The sequence below is a fragment of the Pseudazoarcus pumilus genome, from assembly GCF_002872475.1.
Lineage (GTDB): Bacteria > Pseudomonadota > Gammaproteobacteria > Burkholderiales > Rhodocyclaceae > Pseudazoarcus > Pseudazoarcus pumilus.
This window is the reverse complement of the sequence record NZ_CP025682.1, coordinates 1,738,744-1,754,415: the sequence shown is the minus strand read 5'-3', so window position 1 is coordinate 1,754,415 and position 15,672 is coordinate 1,738,744. Positions and strand designations below refer to the sequence as shown.

Sequence of the window (15,672 nt, the reverse complement as noted above, 5' to 3'; positions counted from 1 at the left end):
CCGGTTGTCCCGGAACAGTGTGCTGCAACGGCTGCATTCCGGCAACGACATGAGCAGCCCATGCGGTGCCCTCCGGCGTAGCATCTTCGGTAACGACGACGCGGGAGGCGCACATGAACATCCACGACCCGATCCATGGCCCGGTGCCGGACGAGGACCTCGATCCGGCCGAGACCGCCGAGTGGCTGGATGCGCTGGCCGCCGTCGTGCGCGCTGGCGGCGAGGCGCGCGGGCGCTTCCTGCTGCGCCAGCTCGAGGAGCAGGCGCAGGAACTGGGCATCCTCGCCCACGTGCAGCCGTATTCCAGCCACCGCAACACCATACCGCTCGAACGCCAGCCGCCGTACCCGGGTGATCTGGCGCTGGAGGAGCGCATCACCGCGCTGGTGCGCTGGAACGCGCTGGCGATGGTGGTACGCGCCAACCAGGCCTACGGCGAACTGGGTGGGCACATCGCCAGCTTCGCCTCGGCCGCCGAGATCTTCGAGACCGGCTTCAACCATTTCTTCCGTGGCGCGGACGCGCCCGGCGGCGGCGATCTGGTGTTCTTCCAGCCGCATTCGGCGCCCGGCGTGTATGCGCGCGCCTATCTCGAAGGGCGGCTCGACGAGGCGCGGCTGGCCAACTATCGCCAGGAGACCGGTGGGCAGGGGCTGTCGTCCTACCCGCACCCTTGGCTGATGCCGGATTTCTGGCAGTTTCCCACCGGCTCGATGGGCATCGGGCCGATCAGCGCCGTCTACCAGGCGCGCTTCATGCGTTACCTCGCGCATCGCGGCCTGCTCGACACGTCGACGCGCCACGTCTGGGGCGTGTTCGGCGACGGCGAGATGGACGAGCCCGAATCGCTCGCCGGCCTGAGCCTGGCCGCGCGCGAGGGCCTCGACAACCTGACCTTCATCGTCAACTGCAACCTGCAGCGCCTGGACGGGCCGGTGCGTGGCAACGGACGCATCATCGAGGAACTCGAATCGATCTTCACCGGCGCCGGCTGGAACGTGATCAAGGTGCTGTGGGGTTCGGACTGGGACGCGCTGTTCGCGCGCGACACCCACCACGCGCTGCTTCGCCGCTTCGCCAGCACCGTGGATGGCGAGTATCAGACGCTGGGCGCCAACGACGGCGCCTACAACAAGAGCCATTTCTTCGATCTCGACCCCGAACTGCGCGCGCTGGTCTCGCACATGAGCTTCGAGGAGATCGACGGCCTAAAGCGTGGTGGCCACGACCTGCGCAAACTCCATGCCGCGATGCACGCGGCGCGCCAGCACGCCGGCCAGCCCACCGTGATCCTGGCCAAGACCAAGAAGGGCTACGGCATGGGTGGCGCGGGCGAGTCACGCAATACTGCGCACCAGCAGAAGAAGCTCGACGTCGACGCGCTGCGGGCCTTCCGCGACCGCTTCGCGCTGCCCCTCACCGACGAAGATCTGGCCGAGATGCGCTTTCATCGTCCGGCCGAGGGCAGCCGCGAACTCGAATACCTGCGCGAACGCCGTGCGGCGCTGGGCGGTGCGCTGCCCGCACGTCGCAGCGAGGCGGCTGCGCTGGCAGTGCCGCCGCTGGCCGCCTGGGCGCGCTTCGCGCTGGAGGCCGACGGCAAGGCGATGTCGAGCACCGTGGCCTTCACGCGCATGCTCTCCGGCCTGCTGCGCGACAGGACGCTGGGCCCGCGCATCGTGCCCATCGTCGCCGACGAGGCACGCACCTTCGGCATGGCGGCGCTGTTCCGCCAGATCGGCATCTACTCGCCGCACGGCCAGCTCTACGAGCCCGAGGACGCGGGCTCCATGCTGTCCTACCGCGAGGCGCGCGACGGCCAGCTGCTCGAAGAGGGCATCACCGAGGCCGGTGCGATGTCGTCCTGGGTGGCCGCGGCGACGTCCTACAGCACGCATGGCCTGGCCATGCTGCCGTTCTACATCTATTACTCGATCTTCGGCTTCCAGCGCGTCGGCGACCTGATCTGGGCCGCCGCCGACCAGCGTGCACGCGGCTTTCTGATCGGCGCCACGGCCGGACGCACCACGCTCAGCGGCGAGGGTCTGCAGCACCAGGACGGCAGCAGCCAGCTCGTCGCCGCCACGGTGCCCAACTGCCGCGCCTGGGACCCGGCCTTCGCCTACGAGCTGGCGGTGATCGCCGCCGACGGCATGCGCCGCATGCTCGATGCGCGCGAGGATGTCTTCTACTACCTCACGGTGGCCAACGAAAATCACGCCCAGCCGAGCATGCCGGCCGGCGTCGAGGACGACATCCTGCGCGGCATGTACCGCTTCGCCCGCCACGCGCCGAAGAAGGCGAGAGGCCGCGTGCACCTGTGCGGTTCGGGCTCGCTGCTGCCCGAGGCCGTGGCGGCGGCCGAGATGCTCGCTGCCGACTGGGGCATCGCCAGCGAGGTGTGGAGCGTGACGAGCTGGTCGGAACTGGCACGCGACGCGCGCGAGGCCGAGCGCAGCGCGCGGCTGCATCCCGGGGAGGATGCGCCGGTGAGCCACCTGCGCCGCTGCATCGCGGACGATGCCCCGGTGGTCGCCGTCAGCGATTGGGTGCGCGCCGTACCGCAACTGATTGCCGCCTATCTGCCCAACCGCTTTCATGCGCTGGGCACCGACGGCTTCGGCCGCAGCGACCGGCGCAGCGCGCTGCGCGACTTCTTCGAGGTGGACCGCCGTCACATCGTGATGGCCGCGATCCACGCGCTGGTCGAGCGCGGCGACCTGGATGCGAAGCTGCAGGCCGAGGCCATTGCGCGTTACGGCATCGACGCGGAAGCGCCGCCGCCTTGGACGCGCTGAATCAGCGCCCGCCGCCCAGTTCGATGAAGCTGCCGGTGGCGTAGGAAGCCTCCTCTGAGAGCAGCCACAGGATGGCTTGCGCGACCTCCTCGGGCGTGCCGCCGCGGCCCATCGGCAGGCTGGGGGCGATGCGTTCGACCCGCCCCGGTTCGCCGCCGTCGGCGTGGATGCCGGTGTGGATCAGGCCCGGACGCACCGCGTTGACGCGAATGCCCTCGGCCGCGACCTCGCGCGCCAGTCCCAGCGTGAGCGTGTCGAGCGCCCCCTTGCTGGCCGCGTAATCGACATACTCGCCCGGCGCGCCCAGGCGTGCGGCGATCGAGGAGACATTGACGATCGCGCCGCCACGCCCGCCGTGGCGCGTGGACATGCGGCGCACGGCCTCGCGCGCGCACACGAAGGCGCCGGTGACGTTGGTGGCGAAGATGCGCGCGAGTCGTGCCGCGTCGATGTCCTCGACGCGGCCCTGGCGCTCGAGCACGCCGGCATTGTTGACGAGGCCGGAGAGCGTGCCCAGCTGCGCGTCCACGGTCTCGAACAGGCGCACCACGTCGGCTTCGATGGCGACGTCGGCCTGCACCGCGATCGCGCGACCGCCGCCGACTTCGATCTCGCGCACCAAGGCCTGCGCGCCGGTTTCATCGCGACGGTAGTTCACGCACACGGCGTGGCCGCGTTCCGCGGCCAGCCTTGCAGTGGCGGCTCCGATGCCACGGCTTGCACCGGTGATCAACAGAACGGGCTGCATCGCGCGCTCCTTCGATAACGGAAATCCAGTCTATCGCCGTACGTGTGCGCGGGGCGCAGGGATGCTTGCGCGAGCGTCACGACAATTCAGCATTGCAGGCCCTACTGCGGTTGCAAGTCGAGGATTTCGTCCGACGGCAGCGCCAGTGGCTTGTCGTGCAGATGGCGTTCGAAGAACACCCGCGCATGCTCGTCTGCGACCGCGCCGAACCCGTCGTGGCGCGCGTTGAGAACCGGCACCAGCACGCTTTCGACACCGACTGCGCGCAGCGCCGCGTCCATGGCCTCCGGCTGGGCCATCGTGACGATGCGATCGAGCGTGCCGTGTACGTGCAGCGTTGGTGCGTCGTCGGCAGTGACCCAGTGCAGCGGCGAGGCCTGGCGTGCGGCATCGGCCAGCTGCGAGGGGGGCTGGCCGAGCAGGCGGGACGAGGGCGAATCCGGCATATCGTGGTCGATGCGTCCGGGCTGGATGAGCAGCCCCGGTACGTCCGATGTCCCGGAAAAACTGACGACCGCCTGTACGCGGCTGTTCGGCGCCAGTCGGCCGAAGTCGCCCTCGACGGCGGCGATGTCGCCGGTGGTGCCGAGCAGCATCGCCAGTTGCGCGCCGGCGTCCTCGCCCCACACGCCGATGCGCTCCGGATCAAAGCCGTAGCGCCGTTCGCCGGCGCGTATCCAACGGATCACCGCCTTGGCGTCCTCGATCTGTGCGGGCCAGCGGGCGTCGTCGGCCAGCCGGTAGTTGGCTGAGACCACTGCGTAGCGTCCACTCAGTACCAAGGGCAGAAGGCGTCGCGCCGCGTCGCGCTTGTCGCCCGCGACCCAGTCTCCGCCGTGGAAGAACACGATCACGGGCAGCGGGAAGACGCTCGGCTCGCGCGGCAGGTACAGGTCGAGACGGTGGCGCGCTTCGCGCAGCCCGGCGTAAGGGATGTTCCACAATGCGCGCACCGGCAGACGGTCGACTTCCGCGCGCGAGAGGGGCGGATCGCCATCGTCGCGGACGCTGTCGTTGTCCGTGACGGTGTCCGCGTCCGCGTCCGCATCGCCGGAAGTGCGGGGCGCGTCCGCCGGCTGCGTTGCGTCGGCCGCGTCGGCGCGAACCTCATCGGACGCTGACGCAGTGGCCTCCAGGGGTGTGACGGCGTCGGGTGTCGATGGTGGCGCCTCGGCCGTATCGGTTTCGGGCGCATACGGGGAGGCGGTGGTGGAGACCTCAGGAAGCGTCGGGATCGGCGCGTCCTGCGTGGTGGCGGGCGATTGTGCGAACGCGGGCGTGCTCAGCACGGCCAGCGCGAGGAACAGCGGTAGGGCGGGTTTCATCGATTCTTCCGGGGTGGGGTGGCCGCAGTCTGCGGCGCGAAGGCGTGAACCTAACCGAATCGCGGCTCGCGCGCCACGCCGGGGTGACTCAATCGCTGCGCGTCTCGGGCGGGCCGACGCTCGGCGTGCACACGCGGTTGCGTCCCTGCTGCTTGGCCACGTACAGGGCCAGATCGGCCTTGCGCAGCAGATTCCCGACGTCATCCGTTGCTTCACGCTCGGCGACGCCGATACTCACCGTCAGCGCGATGTGCTGGTCTTCGAAAACGATCTCGGTCGCCTCGACCGCAGCGCGCAGGCGCTCGGCCAGGATCAGGGTTTCCGGTCCGCCGATTGCGTGACAGGCCACTGCGAACTCCTCTCCGCCGATGCGCGCGGCCATGTCGCCCGAGCGCACGTGCGCGGCCAGCGTCTCGGCGGTGCGCTGCAGGGCAAGATCGCCGGCGGCATGGCCGTAGCGGTCGTTGATGGTCTTGAAATGATCGATATCCAGACTCATCAGCGTCAGCGGCTCGTTCCTGCGTTCGGCGCGTGCCAGATCCCGGTGCAGGGTTTCGAGGAAGCTGCGTCGGTTGGGCAGGCCGGTGAGTGCATCGGTGCGGGCCTCGATCTCGGCGCATTCTCGTGCCGCGTCGAGCTCGCGCGTGCGTGCGCGGACCTGGGCGCGCAGACGCAGGATATGGGAGAGCAGCGCCAGCGCGAACAGCGCGATCACCGCGGCGGCAATCTGCAGCCGGTGGCGAGCAAGCACTTCGAACAGCCGGTCGTCGTCGGGCCGGTAGATGAATTCGTTCAGGTCTACGGCGTTGGCGAGCTGACCCTGGTCGCGAAAGACTTTCGCGATGCGCGCGAATCGCTCCTCGTTGATGAAACCGATCGGCACGACGTTGGGCAGGATCAGGCGGATTGCCTCGCGAGCCTCGAACAGCAGGTGGTCGCGTGAGCGTGCCTGGGTGTTGTAGTGCTCGAGAATCAGATCGACGACTTCTTCCGGGTTGTCGACCGCGTAGCGCCAGCCGCGCAAGGTCGCCTCGGTGAAGCGGCGTACGCCGTCCGCATCGGCCGCCACCCGACCCTCGGTCGTGACCAGGATATCGGCGTAGAAATCCACGCCGTAGTCGGAGGGCGAGAAGGCCCGGTGCGCGATGCCGCGTCGGGAGAGCGCGAACGGCTCGTTCGTGGTGTAGGCGTTGTAGGCCTCGGTGCGTCCGTCGATCAGTGCGCGCACGTCGGTGTCGGCGGGCAACAGCGTGAAGTCGTCCGCGCCGATGCCGGCCGTGGCGAGCATCGACATCAGCTCGGCGTTGAGATAGCCGCCGAGCAGCATGATGCGCTTGCCGCGCAGGTCGGCCAGCGTCTCGATGCCCGATTCCTCGAGCGTGAGCAGGATCGAGGGCGACTGCTGGAAGATCGCGGCCAGCGCGACCAGCGGCACGCCGGTGGCGCGGTACAGCAATACGCCCGAATCGCCTACGGCATAGTCCACGCGGCCGCCGATGAGCTGGTCGATCGCGCCCAGGCCGGGCTGGTGTTCGATCAGCGTCACCTCGAAGCCGGCATCGCGGTAATAGCCCTGGTGAATCGCCGCGTAATAGCCCGCGAACTGGAACTGGTGGGTCCACTTGAGTTGTACGCGCACCGGCTGCAACTGCCCGTCGGTTCGGGCCGCGCTCGGCAGACACAGGGTCGAGCCAAGCACGAGCAGCGCCCATGCGAGCAGATAGCGGCGAAAGGCGTTGCGGGCTGTCATGGTGGGCCAGGCTCCCGAAGACGCATCAGCGTCAATTCAGCCTACACCGGCGACATGGGGGTCGAAACCGCGTTTACCCGCATGCGCCAGATTTGTCACACCTGCGCGCGCCGATCGGTGCGCGAGCCGCCCTCAGTTGCCGTCGAAGGCCTGCCAGGCGAGCACCACACGCCATTGCCCGTCATGCAGGCGCACCGTGCGCCAGGCCGCGTGCTTGACCAGATCCTTGCTCGAGCCCGCAGCCGGGAACACGTAGCCACCCGCACCTTCCGGGCTTCCGGCGATCGAGCGGCCCAGCGCCTGCAAGCCGGCGTATTGCGCGTAGGCCGGGTCGGTGAACAGCACGCGTCCGATCTCGCCCGCGTCCTCGTCGTGCAGGATGCGGCCGTCCGGCTGCATCAGCCACAGCTCCTGTCCGTCGCCCGGTGGATGGACATGCACCGCGCGCGCGAGTGCGCTCGGCCGCACGAGCGCACTGACCGCCCCGACGAAGCGCCCGCGCGCGTCGAACACCGGTCGCATCACGCTCGCCCCCAGACCGCCCTCGGCCGCGTCGAAGGCCGGGCCGAAGCGTGCCGTGGGCACCTGGAGCATGGTGCGCACATGGGCCTGGTGCGATACGTCCGTACCTTCGACGGCCGCGTGGTCGCGTGGTGCGATCTGACGCATCACGCCGTCGGCGTCGATGAAGGCGGCGTTGGCCACATGCGCGCTCGCGTTTGCCACGGTCTCCAGCAGGGTGTGCAGATCCTCGTCCGGGTCGACCGCGCCGTGGCGGTCGATGGCTGCGCTCAGCGCCGCGTCGATGGTGTCGAGTTCGCGCTGCAGCGTCTCGGTCACGGTGTCGAGCGCCTGGACGTGCCCGGGCGGCACGTCGATCTCGGGGTTGCCCTGGCGGGCGAGGAACATCCACCAGTCCATCGTCGGCAGCCGCCGGTAATGCGCCGTACGTGAGCCGCCAAACGCGTATTGCGCGATCCCCGAGTCCGAATCCTGTGCCGCGCGTACCGCCGTCTGCATCGCCGCGCCGCCTTGTTCGAATACGTTCATCAGGATGTACTCGGGGTCGCGGTCGAGCAGGGTGTTGCCATCGCGGTCGACCACGAACCAGGTGTAGCCGGCCGGCAAGGCCAACTCCGCGTTGAGCCGAACGCGCAGTTCGTCAAGGAACACCGACGCGCCCACCGCGCCGACCACGCGCGTGTCGTCGAACACCGGCACCGCCAGCACTGCGACCTTGCGCCCGGTGGCGCGGCTGATCACCGGATATCCGCGTACCGGCTCGCCCGCGAACAGCGGCTCGAAATACGGCCGGTCGGTCAGGTTCGCCGGCATCAGCCCGCTGCCACGCGTGTAGTAACGCCCGTCCGGCCGCAGGTAGAAATGGATCGCCGCCAGCCGCGGTTCGAACTTCAGCAGATAGCGCCGCACCCCCTCCCAGTCACCCGCGCGCGCCTCCGGTGTGGCCGCAATCAGCTCCAGCGAGGCCAGCGTCTGCGCGAAGATCTCGTCGACGTAGTGCGCCGCGGCGTTGACCACGGCTGCCGGTCCGGGGGTGGTGATTTCGAAGGGCGAGGAACGGACGCTGGAATCTTGGGGGACCGCAGGAGCGACAGATAACAGCGCCGCGCAGCCCACTGCCACCAATCGGGCTGTCGCATGCGAGATAAACGTCATGAGCGATTCTCCGTGAACGAGCTGCGCGCGGGTAGTCGAGTCGAGCGGAGAGATTACCCTAACGCCGACACGGTGGCTCGCACGGACATCCGTTCTACGAGATGGCTCCGATTTCTTCCAAGCGAATCGCCATTGCTTCTCGGGACACCCCGAACTGTTGAGCTAACGAAATGAAACGTATGCGGTTGTACGACTGTGCTTCCGAAAGCAACCGACTCAGTGCCCGCAGACTCGAGGCCTTCCGCTGCAGATCGCTTTGAGTCGTGTTCGCAAGCGCAAAGGCAGTTTCGTCTGAAATTCGGAACTGTTCAGTCAAGAATCGCTTCTTGAACTCCTCGCGTAATAATTTCTCAGGCATCAGAAAGTACGATGCGAATTTATCAGCTTGTCTCTCACGTTTGTCACGCGCAATCCTTGCCCCGTCCATCGGAAGGTCTCGATGGAGTCCGCCCTGAGGGTGCATGAGCAAGTGCCCAAGCTCATGAGCCGCGCTAAAAAGACGCGTTACCGGCGGGTGCCGCTTTGAAATCTTTACGTGACGTGATTCATGGTCGATTACGCCAGCAACTTCGACAGTCTGCCCGTTGTTTCGCATTTCTCCGAGCGTGTCTTCTTCGTGATACCCGTAGCCGAGGCGCTTGATTGCGAAGGCAGGATCGAGAACTTGGATCGGGTCACTTGGCGACATCCCTCCGTTCTGTCTAACGTGCTCTCTCCAAAGCATGCGTTGCAATTCAACCGCAAACTCCATGATCTGCGTATCGCTCGGATCCTTGACGCTCCGCGTACGTTGCAAGAACCTCGAACACTCCGCCGCGAAACGTTCAGTCGGCCGGTTGCTTAGTTGTGATGCAATCGGTGTGAAGGCACTGAAACCGCCGTTTTCATCAAGATGTGCCCAAGGGTTACACAGCCGTTTGCGATCCAATGAGATATCTGATTTCGTTGCGTCGCTCATCGCGTTCTCCTAGTTCACCCGCAGGTCCCCACCGCGCCGCAGGCCGTGCAGAAGTCGCAGCCGTCCTTGCGGATCACGGACTGGTTGCCGCATTCGGCGCACAGGCCGCCCTGCATGACTTCCGGGTCGCTGCTCTTGTGCGGGGCCTCGAGGATGCCCATTTCGCGGGTCGGGTAGCCGTTCTCGTCGAGCACGCCGAGCATCGCGTAGCGGTGGATGATGAGCCGTGCCATGTAGGCCACCGTGCTCGGGAAGTTCTGCTGGCGACGGGTGCCGGGCACGAAGGCCATGAAGTCGCCCAGCGGCTCGGGGTAGCTCAGCAGCTTGCGCAGCTTCATGCCGATCCAGGCCGGGTCCATCACGCGCATGTCGAGCGCGAGGATGCGCGTGAGGCCGTCGAGCGCACGCGGGTAGTTGCCGGACAGCCATACCGAGTACGGGCGGGTGACGCCGTCGGGCAGCGTGATTTCCTTCAGGCCCAGCACGAAGTCTTCGCTGGTGGCCGGGTTGCTGATGTCGACCGTCCAGGACAGCGTGCCGTCGGTGCCGGTCTTGGGTTCCTGCAGGCTGAACAGGCTGTCGAGCACCGGGGTGGGGGCGTCGCCGTCGAGCGCGCCGAGCTTCTCGCAGCGGTAACGCACGACCTGGGCGAAGGCCGAGACCACGCCGGGGAAGAGCTGCTTCTCGCCATGCGGCGGGAAAGGCATCTCGAAGGACTTCTCGCCGATGGTGCGGGCCAGCGTGTCGAGCTTGAGCTTGAGCCAGCCACGATCGTTGGCGCGCATGTCCATGGACAGCGTCTTGGCCACGGCGCCGAGGCCGCGCGGCTGGTCGGCGCCGTTGACCCAGACCTCGAACGGGAAGTGGTCCACGCCCTTGCTGTCGTTGGTGAAGTTGCCCTCGGCGTCACGCTCGATGTGGCCGACGAACAGTGCGAACTCGCCCTGCGGGCTGTTGAGCATGTAGGTCCAGGCCATGTTGCCGTCGGGCAGGTCGGGACGGCCGGGCCAGCGCAGGCTGGAGAGCACCGGCGCGGGCAGGCTGTTGATCGACAGGCGACGGTTGGCGTCGGTCAGTTCGACGTCCTGCGGCTGCTTCTGCTCCTCGGTCGGCGTGACCGACAGCACCGAGCCCAGCACGCTGTTGGGGCGGTAGGTGGCGAGCCCCTTGAGGCCGGCCTTCCAGGCGCTCATGTAGAGGTCTTCGAAGTCGGCGTAGGGGTAGTCGGCCGGCACGTTGACGGTCTTGGAGATCGAGGTGTCCACGTACGGAGCCACGGCCGCGACGATGTTCTTGTGTGCTTCGGCCGAGATCTCCAGCGCGGTGACGAAGTAGTCGGGCAGCTTGTCGACGTTGCCGCCGCCATGCTTGTACATCCGCCAGGCGTAGTCCTCGACGGCGTATTCCTTGAAGGTGCCGTCGGCCATGCGCTTGCGCCGCGTATAGGTGTAGGAGAAGGGCGGCTCGATGCCGTTGGAGGCGTTGTCGGCGAAGGCCAGCGAGATGGTGCCGGTGGGCGCGATCGACAGCAGGTGCGAGTTGCGGATGCCGTGCTTGCGGATCTTGTCCTTGATGTCGGCCGGCAGGCGCGAGGCGAAGTTGCCGCCGGACAGGTACATGTCGCCGTTGAACAGCGGGAAGGGGCCGCGCTCGATGGCCAGTTCGACCGAGGCCAGATAGGCCCGATTGCGCATGTACTCGGCAATCTTCGTCGCCATCGCGCAGGCCTCGGCCGTGTCGTAGCGCGTGCGCAGCATGATCAGCGTGTCGCCCAGACCGGTGAAGCCCAGGCCCACGCGGCGCTTGTTCTGCGCCTCGCGATGCTGTTCCTCGAGCGGCCAGTGGGTGGCCTCGAGCACGTTGTCGAGCATGCGCACGGACACGTCGACGACCTTGCCGAAGCCCTCGAAGTCGAAGCTGGCGCGGTCGGTGAACGGGTTCTTCACGAAGGGCGTGAGGTTGATCGAACCCAGGCAGCAGCAGCCGTAGGGCGGCAGCGGCTGTTCGGCGCAGGGGTTGGTGGCCTCGATGGTCTCGCAGTAGTACAGGTTGTTGTCCGCGTTCATGCGGTCGAGGAACAGGATGCCCGGCTCGGCGTGGTCGTAGGTCGAGCGCATGATCTGGTCCCACAGGTCGCGCGCACGCACCTTGCGATACACCCACATGCCGTCGTCGCGCTGGTAGGCACCGGCCTCGCGCAGTTCGGGCGTGGGTTCGGCCTTGTGCACGAGCTCGACCTGGGTGTCCTTCTCGACCGCCTGCATGAACGGATCGGTGACGCCTACCGAGATGTTGAAGTTGGTCAGGTCGCCTTCGTCCTTGGCGTGGATGAAGTCCTCGATGTCCGGGTGGTCGCAGCGCAGCACGCCCATCTGCGCGCCGCGGCGCGCGCCGGCCGATTCGACCGTCTCGCACGAGCGGTCGAACACGCGCATGTAGGACACCGGGCCGGAGGCGTTGGACTGCGTGCCCTTGACCATCGCGCCCTTGGGGCGGATCGACGAGAAGTCATAGCCCACGCCACCGCCACGGCGCATGGTCTCGGCGGCCTGGGCCAGCGCGGTGTAGATGCCGGGACGGCCATCGACGCTCTCGGTGACCGAATCGCCCACCGGCTGCACGAAGCAGTTGATCAGCGTGGCCGCGAGACGGGTGCCGGCGGCGCTGTTGATGCGCCCGGCCGGCACGAAACCGTGCTCCTGCGCTTCGAGGAATTTCGCTTCCCAGTGGGCGCGGCGCTCTTCGGGTTCGATCGCGGCGAGTGCGCGCGCGACACGGGCGCGAACCTCGTGAATCTCGGTCTCGCCGTTCTTCGCGTATTTCTCGATCAGCACTTCGGTGCAGATCTCCTGCGGGGCGAGCGTGGTCGCGTCGGCCTTGATCGCTGCGGTAGTGGAGTTCTTCGCGCTCATGATCTTCTGGAGGGCTCCATGGTTGTTTCGAGGGACATTCCGAAGCATAGCCGGGAAGGGCGCTCAAGGCAAAAAATTAAGTTTTATAAAAAACAACAACTTAACAATTTCAACGGTATGTCATCAACAAACGGCACACTAGATCTAGTAGTTCGAAAGTCGTAGATTTCGGGCCCGGATCGCCGGATTTCCGCAGTTGTTCGGCGCATGTAGGCGATCAAACGAGGTTCTCGGAGACGACGACGGATGTGGCGTTCGTGCCGCCGCGCGTGCCGCCACAGGTGTGTCGTCAACGCAACGTCAGCGCCCGCGCGACGGGGTGGCGAAGCGGATCACCTGACGCGCAGGCAGTTCGGGCTGCAGGGTCGCGTGCTCGATGCCGAAGCGCGAGGCCAGCAGCGCCTGCAGTGCGTTCAGCACGTCCGGCCAGTCGTCGTTGCGTAGTAGCACGATGTGGGCCGACAGCGCCGCTTCGCGCGAATCCAGGCTCCAGATGTGCAGATCGTGCACGGAGGCGACGCCATCGACGGCCGCCATCGCCGTACCTACCTCGGGCAGCGACAGTTCCGGCGGCACGCCGTCGAGCAGGGTATGGGTGGCCTGACGCAGCAGGCGGACGGTGGCGGCCAGGATGAGGCCGCAGATGAGCATCGACAGCAGCGGGTCGACCGGCGTCCACCCGGTGAAGTGGATCACGATGCCGGCGGCCAGCGCGGCCACCGAGCCGAGCAGATCGCCCAGCACATGCAACAGCGCGGCGCGCGTGTTGAGCGTGGACTCGCCGCGCGAGAGCATCCACGCGACGACGAGATTCACGATCAGGCCGATGGCGGCGACGACCATCACCGCGCCGGCCTCGACGGGACGCGGTTCGACAAGACGCTCGACGGCATGCCAGGCGATGATCGCGACCACCGCGAGCATCGTCAGCCCGTTGATCAGGCCGGCCAGCGTCTCGACGCGGCGCAGGCCATAGGTGTGGGTGTGGCTGGCCGGCAGACGCGACAGCCGCGCGGCGGCCGCGGCGATGGCCAGCGCCATGCTGTCGGTGACCATGTGGCCGGCGTCCGAAAGCAGTGCCAGCGAACCCGACCACCAGCCGGCCACGGCCTCGACCGCGGCGAAACCCAGTGTGAGCAGCAGCGCGAGCGTGAGCACACGCGCCGAGGCGTCGCGGCCGTGATCGTGGTGGTGATGGCCGTGGCCGGAATGCGAATGGGCGTGGTCGTGGCCGTGGTGGGAATGCGCCATCGGGTTTATCGTTCGTCGCTGCGTAGATGGCCGGACGGCCGGGAAGAGGGAGGCTACATCATGCGCATCATCACGTGGAACATTCAATGGGGACGCGGCGCCGACGGGCGTGTCGCACTCGATCGCACCATCGCCGCGCTGCGTGACATGGGCGGTGCGGACGTGATCTGCCTGCAGGAAGTGGTACGTGGCTTCCCCGATCTGGCGTCCGATCCGGTCGACGAGGTGGCCGCGCTGGTTGCGGCCTTTCCAGGGCACGAGGCGGTATTCGGCGCCGGTGTGGACGTGCCCGGCACGTACGGCGGGCGCGGTCAGTTCGGCAACCTGCTGCTGTCGGCCCTGCCGGTCGGCGCGGTGTCCCGTCACGCCTTGCCATTCCCGGCCGATGCGGGTGTGCCCGGTATGCCGCGTTGCTGCGTCGAGGCCGTACTCGCCGCGCCTTCGGGGCCGCTGCGCGTGCTCACGACCCACCTCGAGTACTACTCCGCCTTGCAGCGGCGCACTCAGATCATGGCCCTGCGTCAGTTGCAGGAGGAGGCCGCTGGCCACGCGGGGACGGCGGCAACGAGCCGCAGGGACGCCAATCCGGCCTTCGTGCGGCAGCCGCGTCCGCTCGAAGCGGTGATCTGCGGTGACTTCAACATGGAGCCGGATTCGCCCGACTACGCGCTGATGGCCGAGCCCACGGCTGATGAGGGGGTGGGCTGGGTCGACGCCTGGTGTGAGGCCAACGGTGCCCTCGCGCATGACCCCACGGTGGGTCTGCATGGCGCCGACTGGCCCGACCGGCAGTACTGCTGCGACTACTTCTGGGTGTCACAGCGTATCGCGCCGCGCGTGCGCGCGGTTGCGGTCGAGACCGCGACGCCGGCCTCCGACCACCAGCCGGTGGTGCTGGAACTGGAGTACTGAGCGCGCGGGCGTTCAGTCGCGCGGGCGCGGGGTGGTTTCGAGTGGTTCGATGAGGTCGCGGTAGGCGTGCCAGGTGGCGTGACCCACCAGCGGCATCAGGATTACCAGTCCGAGGTGGAAGGTGAGGAAGCCGATCGCCGTGCAGCCGACGATCAGCGTAGCCCACACGATCATCGCTGCCGGGTTGTGCAGCAGGGCGCCGACGCTGCCGAGCATGGACGAGACCGCATCCTGGTTGCGGTCGAGCATCAGCGGCAGCGAGGCGACGCTGAAGGCGAAGGCGACGGTCGCGAAGATCAGGCCGATGCCGGTGTAGATGGCCAGGAACTCGAGGTTGTCGACCACCAGCAGCTGCTTGAGAAAGCCCGACAGATTGGGCATCTCGCTGGTGTAGAAGAGCGCGAAGATGACCAGCGAGGCGCGTGCCCAGACGATGAAGACGATGCCCAGCACGACGGCGAAGATGCCGATGTTGCCGGCGTTGCGGCGCCACACCGTGAGCGTGGGCGCGAGCGAACAGCCCTCGCCGCGCTCGTGGCGGCGGCTGATCTCGTACAGACCCATGGCGAGGAAGGGGCCGAGCAGCAGGAAGCCCGAAGTGACCGCCATCGCGTATTCGTAGGCGTGCTCGAAGACGAAGGTCATCAGCAGGCCCATTCCGGCGAAACAGAAACCGTAGAACAGGCTGGGAACCGGACAGCTGCGAAAGTCGTCGAAGCCCCGAACGAGCCACCGCAAGGGGGCGCCGACGGAGACGTTTCTCGGACGCGGAAAGGGCAGGCCCTCCTCCTCGTTGGCGGCGTTGCCGGATTGCGACATCTGCTCCCTCCTCAGGTGTGTCGTGGCGTTTTTTGTTGTTGTTTGTTTTTTTTTTGGATACCTCGAATAACCTGCTGCGCGGTCGGATTGCTGCGTTGCGCGGTGCCCGGATGCTCGCCTATCAATGTGATATGTCTCGCATCCTGCGCTCCGTGCGCCTTGCACTCCAACCGCTCGCTACGGTTCTTCGAGGCACCCTGTTGTGTTCTTGCTGCAGGTGCGCTTACGCGAAGTCGCCCGGTTCGACCACGCGCTCGAGCGCGGTGATGCGATCCTTCAGCGCCAGCTTGCGCTTCTTGAGGCGGCGCAACAGCAGCACATCCTCGACCGGCGCCGCCGCCAGCCGGTCGATGGCCGCGTCGAGGTCGCGGTGTTCCTCGCGCAGTTCCTCCAGGCGCAGGCGGAACGTTTCGGCTTCGGCATCGTGTTCGCTCATTGCGCGTCGTCCATGGGCACCTGTCGGGTGCTATGGTAGGCGTGCGACCCATCGATGACAACATGATCGGAGGTGCCCCGACGCGT

General features: G+C 67.2%; 11 protein-coding genes. 2 read left to right on the top strand and 9 right to left on the bottom strand.

Annotation, left to right across the window (positions count from 1 at the left end; genetic code table 11):
• The first annotated feature begins 113 nt into the window (after nt 1-113).
• Nucleotides 114-2,798, top strand: a complete 2,685-nt coding sequence (gene mdeB / locus C0099_RS08465) for an alpha-ketoglutarate dehydrogenase (RefSeq protein WP_102247031.1) — start codon at nt 114-116, stop codon at nt 2,796-2,798.
• Nucleotide 2,799: 1 nt separating this feature from the next.
• On the opposite strand, the gene C0099_RS08460 is transcribed toward mdeB, so the two are convergent.
• The 7 genes from C0099_RS08460 to C0099_RS08430 all read right to left on the bottom strand — a co-directional run bounded on the left by C0099_RS08460 (nt 2,800) and on the right by C0099_RS08430 (nt 13,419).
• Nucleotides 2,800-3,546: an SDR family oxidoreductase gene (locus C0099_RS08460; RefSeq protein WP_102247030.1), complete on the bottom strand. Its 747-nt coding sequence runs from the start codon at nt 3,544-3,546 to the stop codon at nt 2,800-2,802.
• A gap of 101 nt (nt 3,547-3,647) precedes the next feature.
• The gene (locus C0099_RS08455) at nt 3,648-4,871 is read right to left on the bottom strand and encodes an alpha/beta hydrolase fold domain-containing protein (protein ID WP_102247029.1); all 1,224 of its coding nucleotides are present in this window, start codon (nt 4,869-4,871) and stop codon (nt 3,648-3,650) included.
• 88 nt (nt 4,872-4,959) lie between these two features.
• Complete coding sequence (locus tag C0099_RS08450; RefSeq protein ID WP_102247028.1) at nt 4,960-6,621, bottom strand: GGDEF domain-containing protein; 1,662 nt, start codon at nt 6,619-6,621, stop codon at nt 4,960-4,962.
• A 132-nt stretch (nt 6,622-6,753) separates the two neighbouring features.
• Nucleotides 6,754-8,160, bottom strand: a complete 1,407-nt coding sequence (locus tag C0099_RS08445; RefSeq protein ID WP_164084890.1) for a cache domain-containing protein — start codon at nt 8,158-8,160, stop codon at nt 6,754-6,756.
• Between the two features lie 232 nt (nt 8,161-8,392).
• On the bottom strand, nt 8,393-9,256 hold the full coding sequence (locus tag C0099_RS08440; protein WP_102247026.1) for an ImmA/IrrE family metallo-endopeptidase: 864 nt from the start codon (nt 9,254-9,256) through the stop codon (nt 8,393-8,395).
• A 14-nt stretch (nt 9,257-9,270) separates the two neighbouring features.
• Nucleotides 9,271-12,168, bottom strand: a complete 2,898-nt coding sequence (locus C0099_RS08435; RefSeq protein WP_102247025.1) for an adenosylcobalamin-dependent ribonucleoside-diphosphate reductase — start codon at nt 12,166-12,168, stop codon at nt 9,271-9,273.
• A 300-nt stretch (nt 12,169-12,468) separates the two neighbouring features.
• Complete coding sequence (locus C0099_RS08430) at nt 12,469-13,419, bottom strand: cation diffusion facilitator family transporter (RefSeq protein ID WP_102247024.1); 951 nt, start codon at nt 13,417-13,419, stop codon at nt 12,469-12,471.
• 60 nt (nt 13,420-13,479) lie between these two features.
• Between C0099_RS08430 and C0099_RS08425 the strand changes: the two genes are divergently transcribed.
• Nucleotides 13,480-14,331 carry an endonuclease/exonuclease/phosphatase family protein gene (locus C0099_RS08425; protein ID WP_102247023.1) on the top strand — a complete coding sequence of 284 codons (852 nt, stop codon included), beginning with the start codon at nt 13,480-13,482 and terminating at the stop codon, nt 14,329-14,331.
• 12 nt (nt 14,332-14,343) lie between these two features.
• Here C0099_RS08425 and C0099_RS08420 read toward each other — a convergent pair whose 3' ends face one another.
• The gene (locus C0099_RS08420; protein WP_102247022.1) at nt 14,344-15,150 is read right to left on the bottom strand and encodes a DUF2189 domain-containing protein; all 807 of its coding nucleotides are present in this window, start codon (nt 15,148-15,150) and stop codon (nt 14,344-14,346) included.
• Nucleotides 15,151-15,373: 223 nt separating this feature from the next.
• Nucleotides 15,374-15,586, bottom strand: a complete 213-nt coding sequence (locus C0099_RS08415; protein WP_102247021.1) for a DUF465 domain-containing protein — start codon at nt 15,584-15,586, stop codon at nt 15,374-15,376.
• Nucleotides 15,587-15,672 lie beyond the last annotated feature (86 nt).

Bases quoted from the DNA above. Each gene is read 5' to 3' on its own strand.
- C0099_RS08455 (WP_102247029.1), bottom strand. From the start codon at position 4,871: ATGAAACCCGCCCTACCGCTGTTCCTCGCGCTGGCCGTGCTGAGCACG.
- mdeB (WP_102247031.1), top strand. From the start codon at position 114: ATGAACATCCACGACCCGATCCATGGCCCGGTGCCGGACGAGGACCTC.
- C0099_RS08460 (WP_102247030.1), bottom strand. From the start codon at position 3,546: ATGCAGCCCGTTCTGTTGATCACCGGTGCAAGCCGTGGCATCGGAGCC.
- C0099_RS08420 (WP_102247022.1), bottom strand. From the start codon at position 15,150: ATGTCGCAATCCGGCAACGCCGCCAACGAGGAGGAGGGCCTGCCCTTT.
- C0099_RS08440 (WP_102247026.1), bottom strand. From the start codon at position 9,256: ATGAGCGACGCAACGAAATCAGATATCTCATTGGATCGCAAACGGCTG.
- C0099_RS08430 (WP_102247024.1), bottom strand. From the start codon at position 13,419: ATGGCGCATTCCCACCACGGCCACGACCACGCCCATTCGCATTCCGGC.
- C0099_RS08450 (WP_102247028.1), bottom strand. From the start codon at position 6,621: ATGACAGCCCGCAACGCCTTTCGCCGCTATCTGCTCGCATGGGCGCTG.
- C0099_RS08415 (WP_102247021.1), bottom strand. From the start codon at position 15,586: ATGAGCGAACACGATGCCGAAGCCGAAACGTTCCGCCTGCGCCTGGAG.
- C0099_RS08425 (WP_102247023.1), top strand. From the start codon at position 13,480: ATGCGCATCATCACGTGGAACATTCAATGGGGACGCGGCGCCGACGGG.
- C0099_RS08435 (WP_102247025.1), bottom strand. From the start codon at position 12,168: ATGAGCGCGAAGAACTCCACTACCGCAGCGATCAAGGCCGACGCGACC.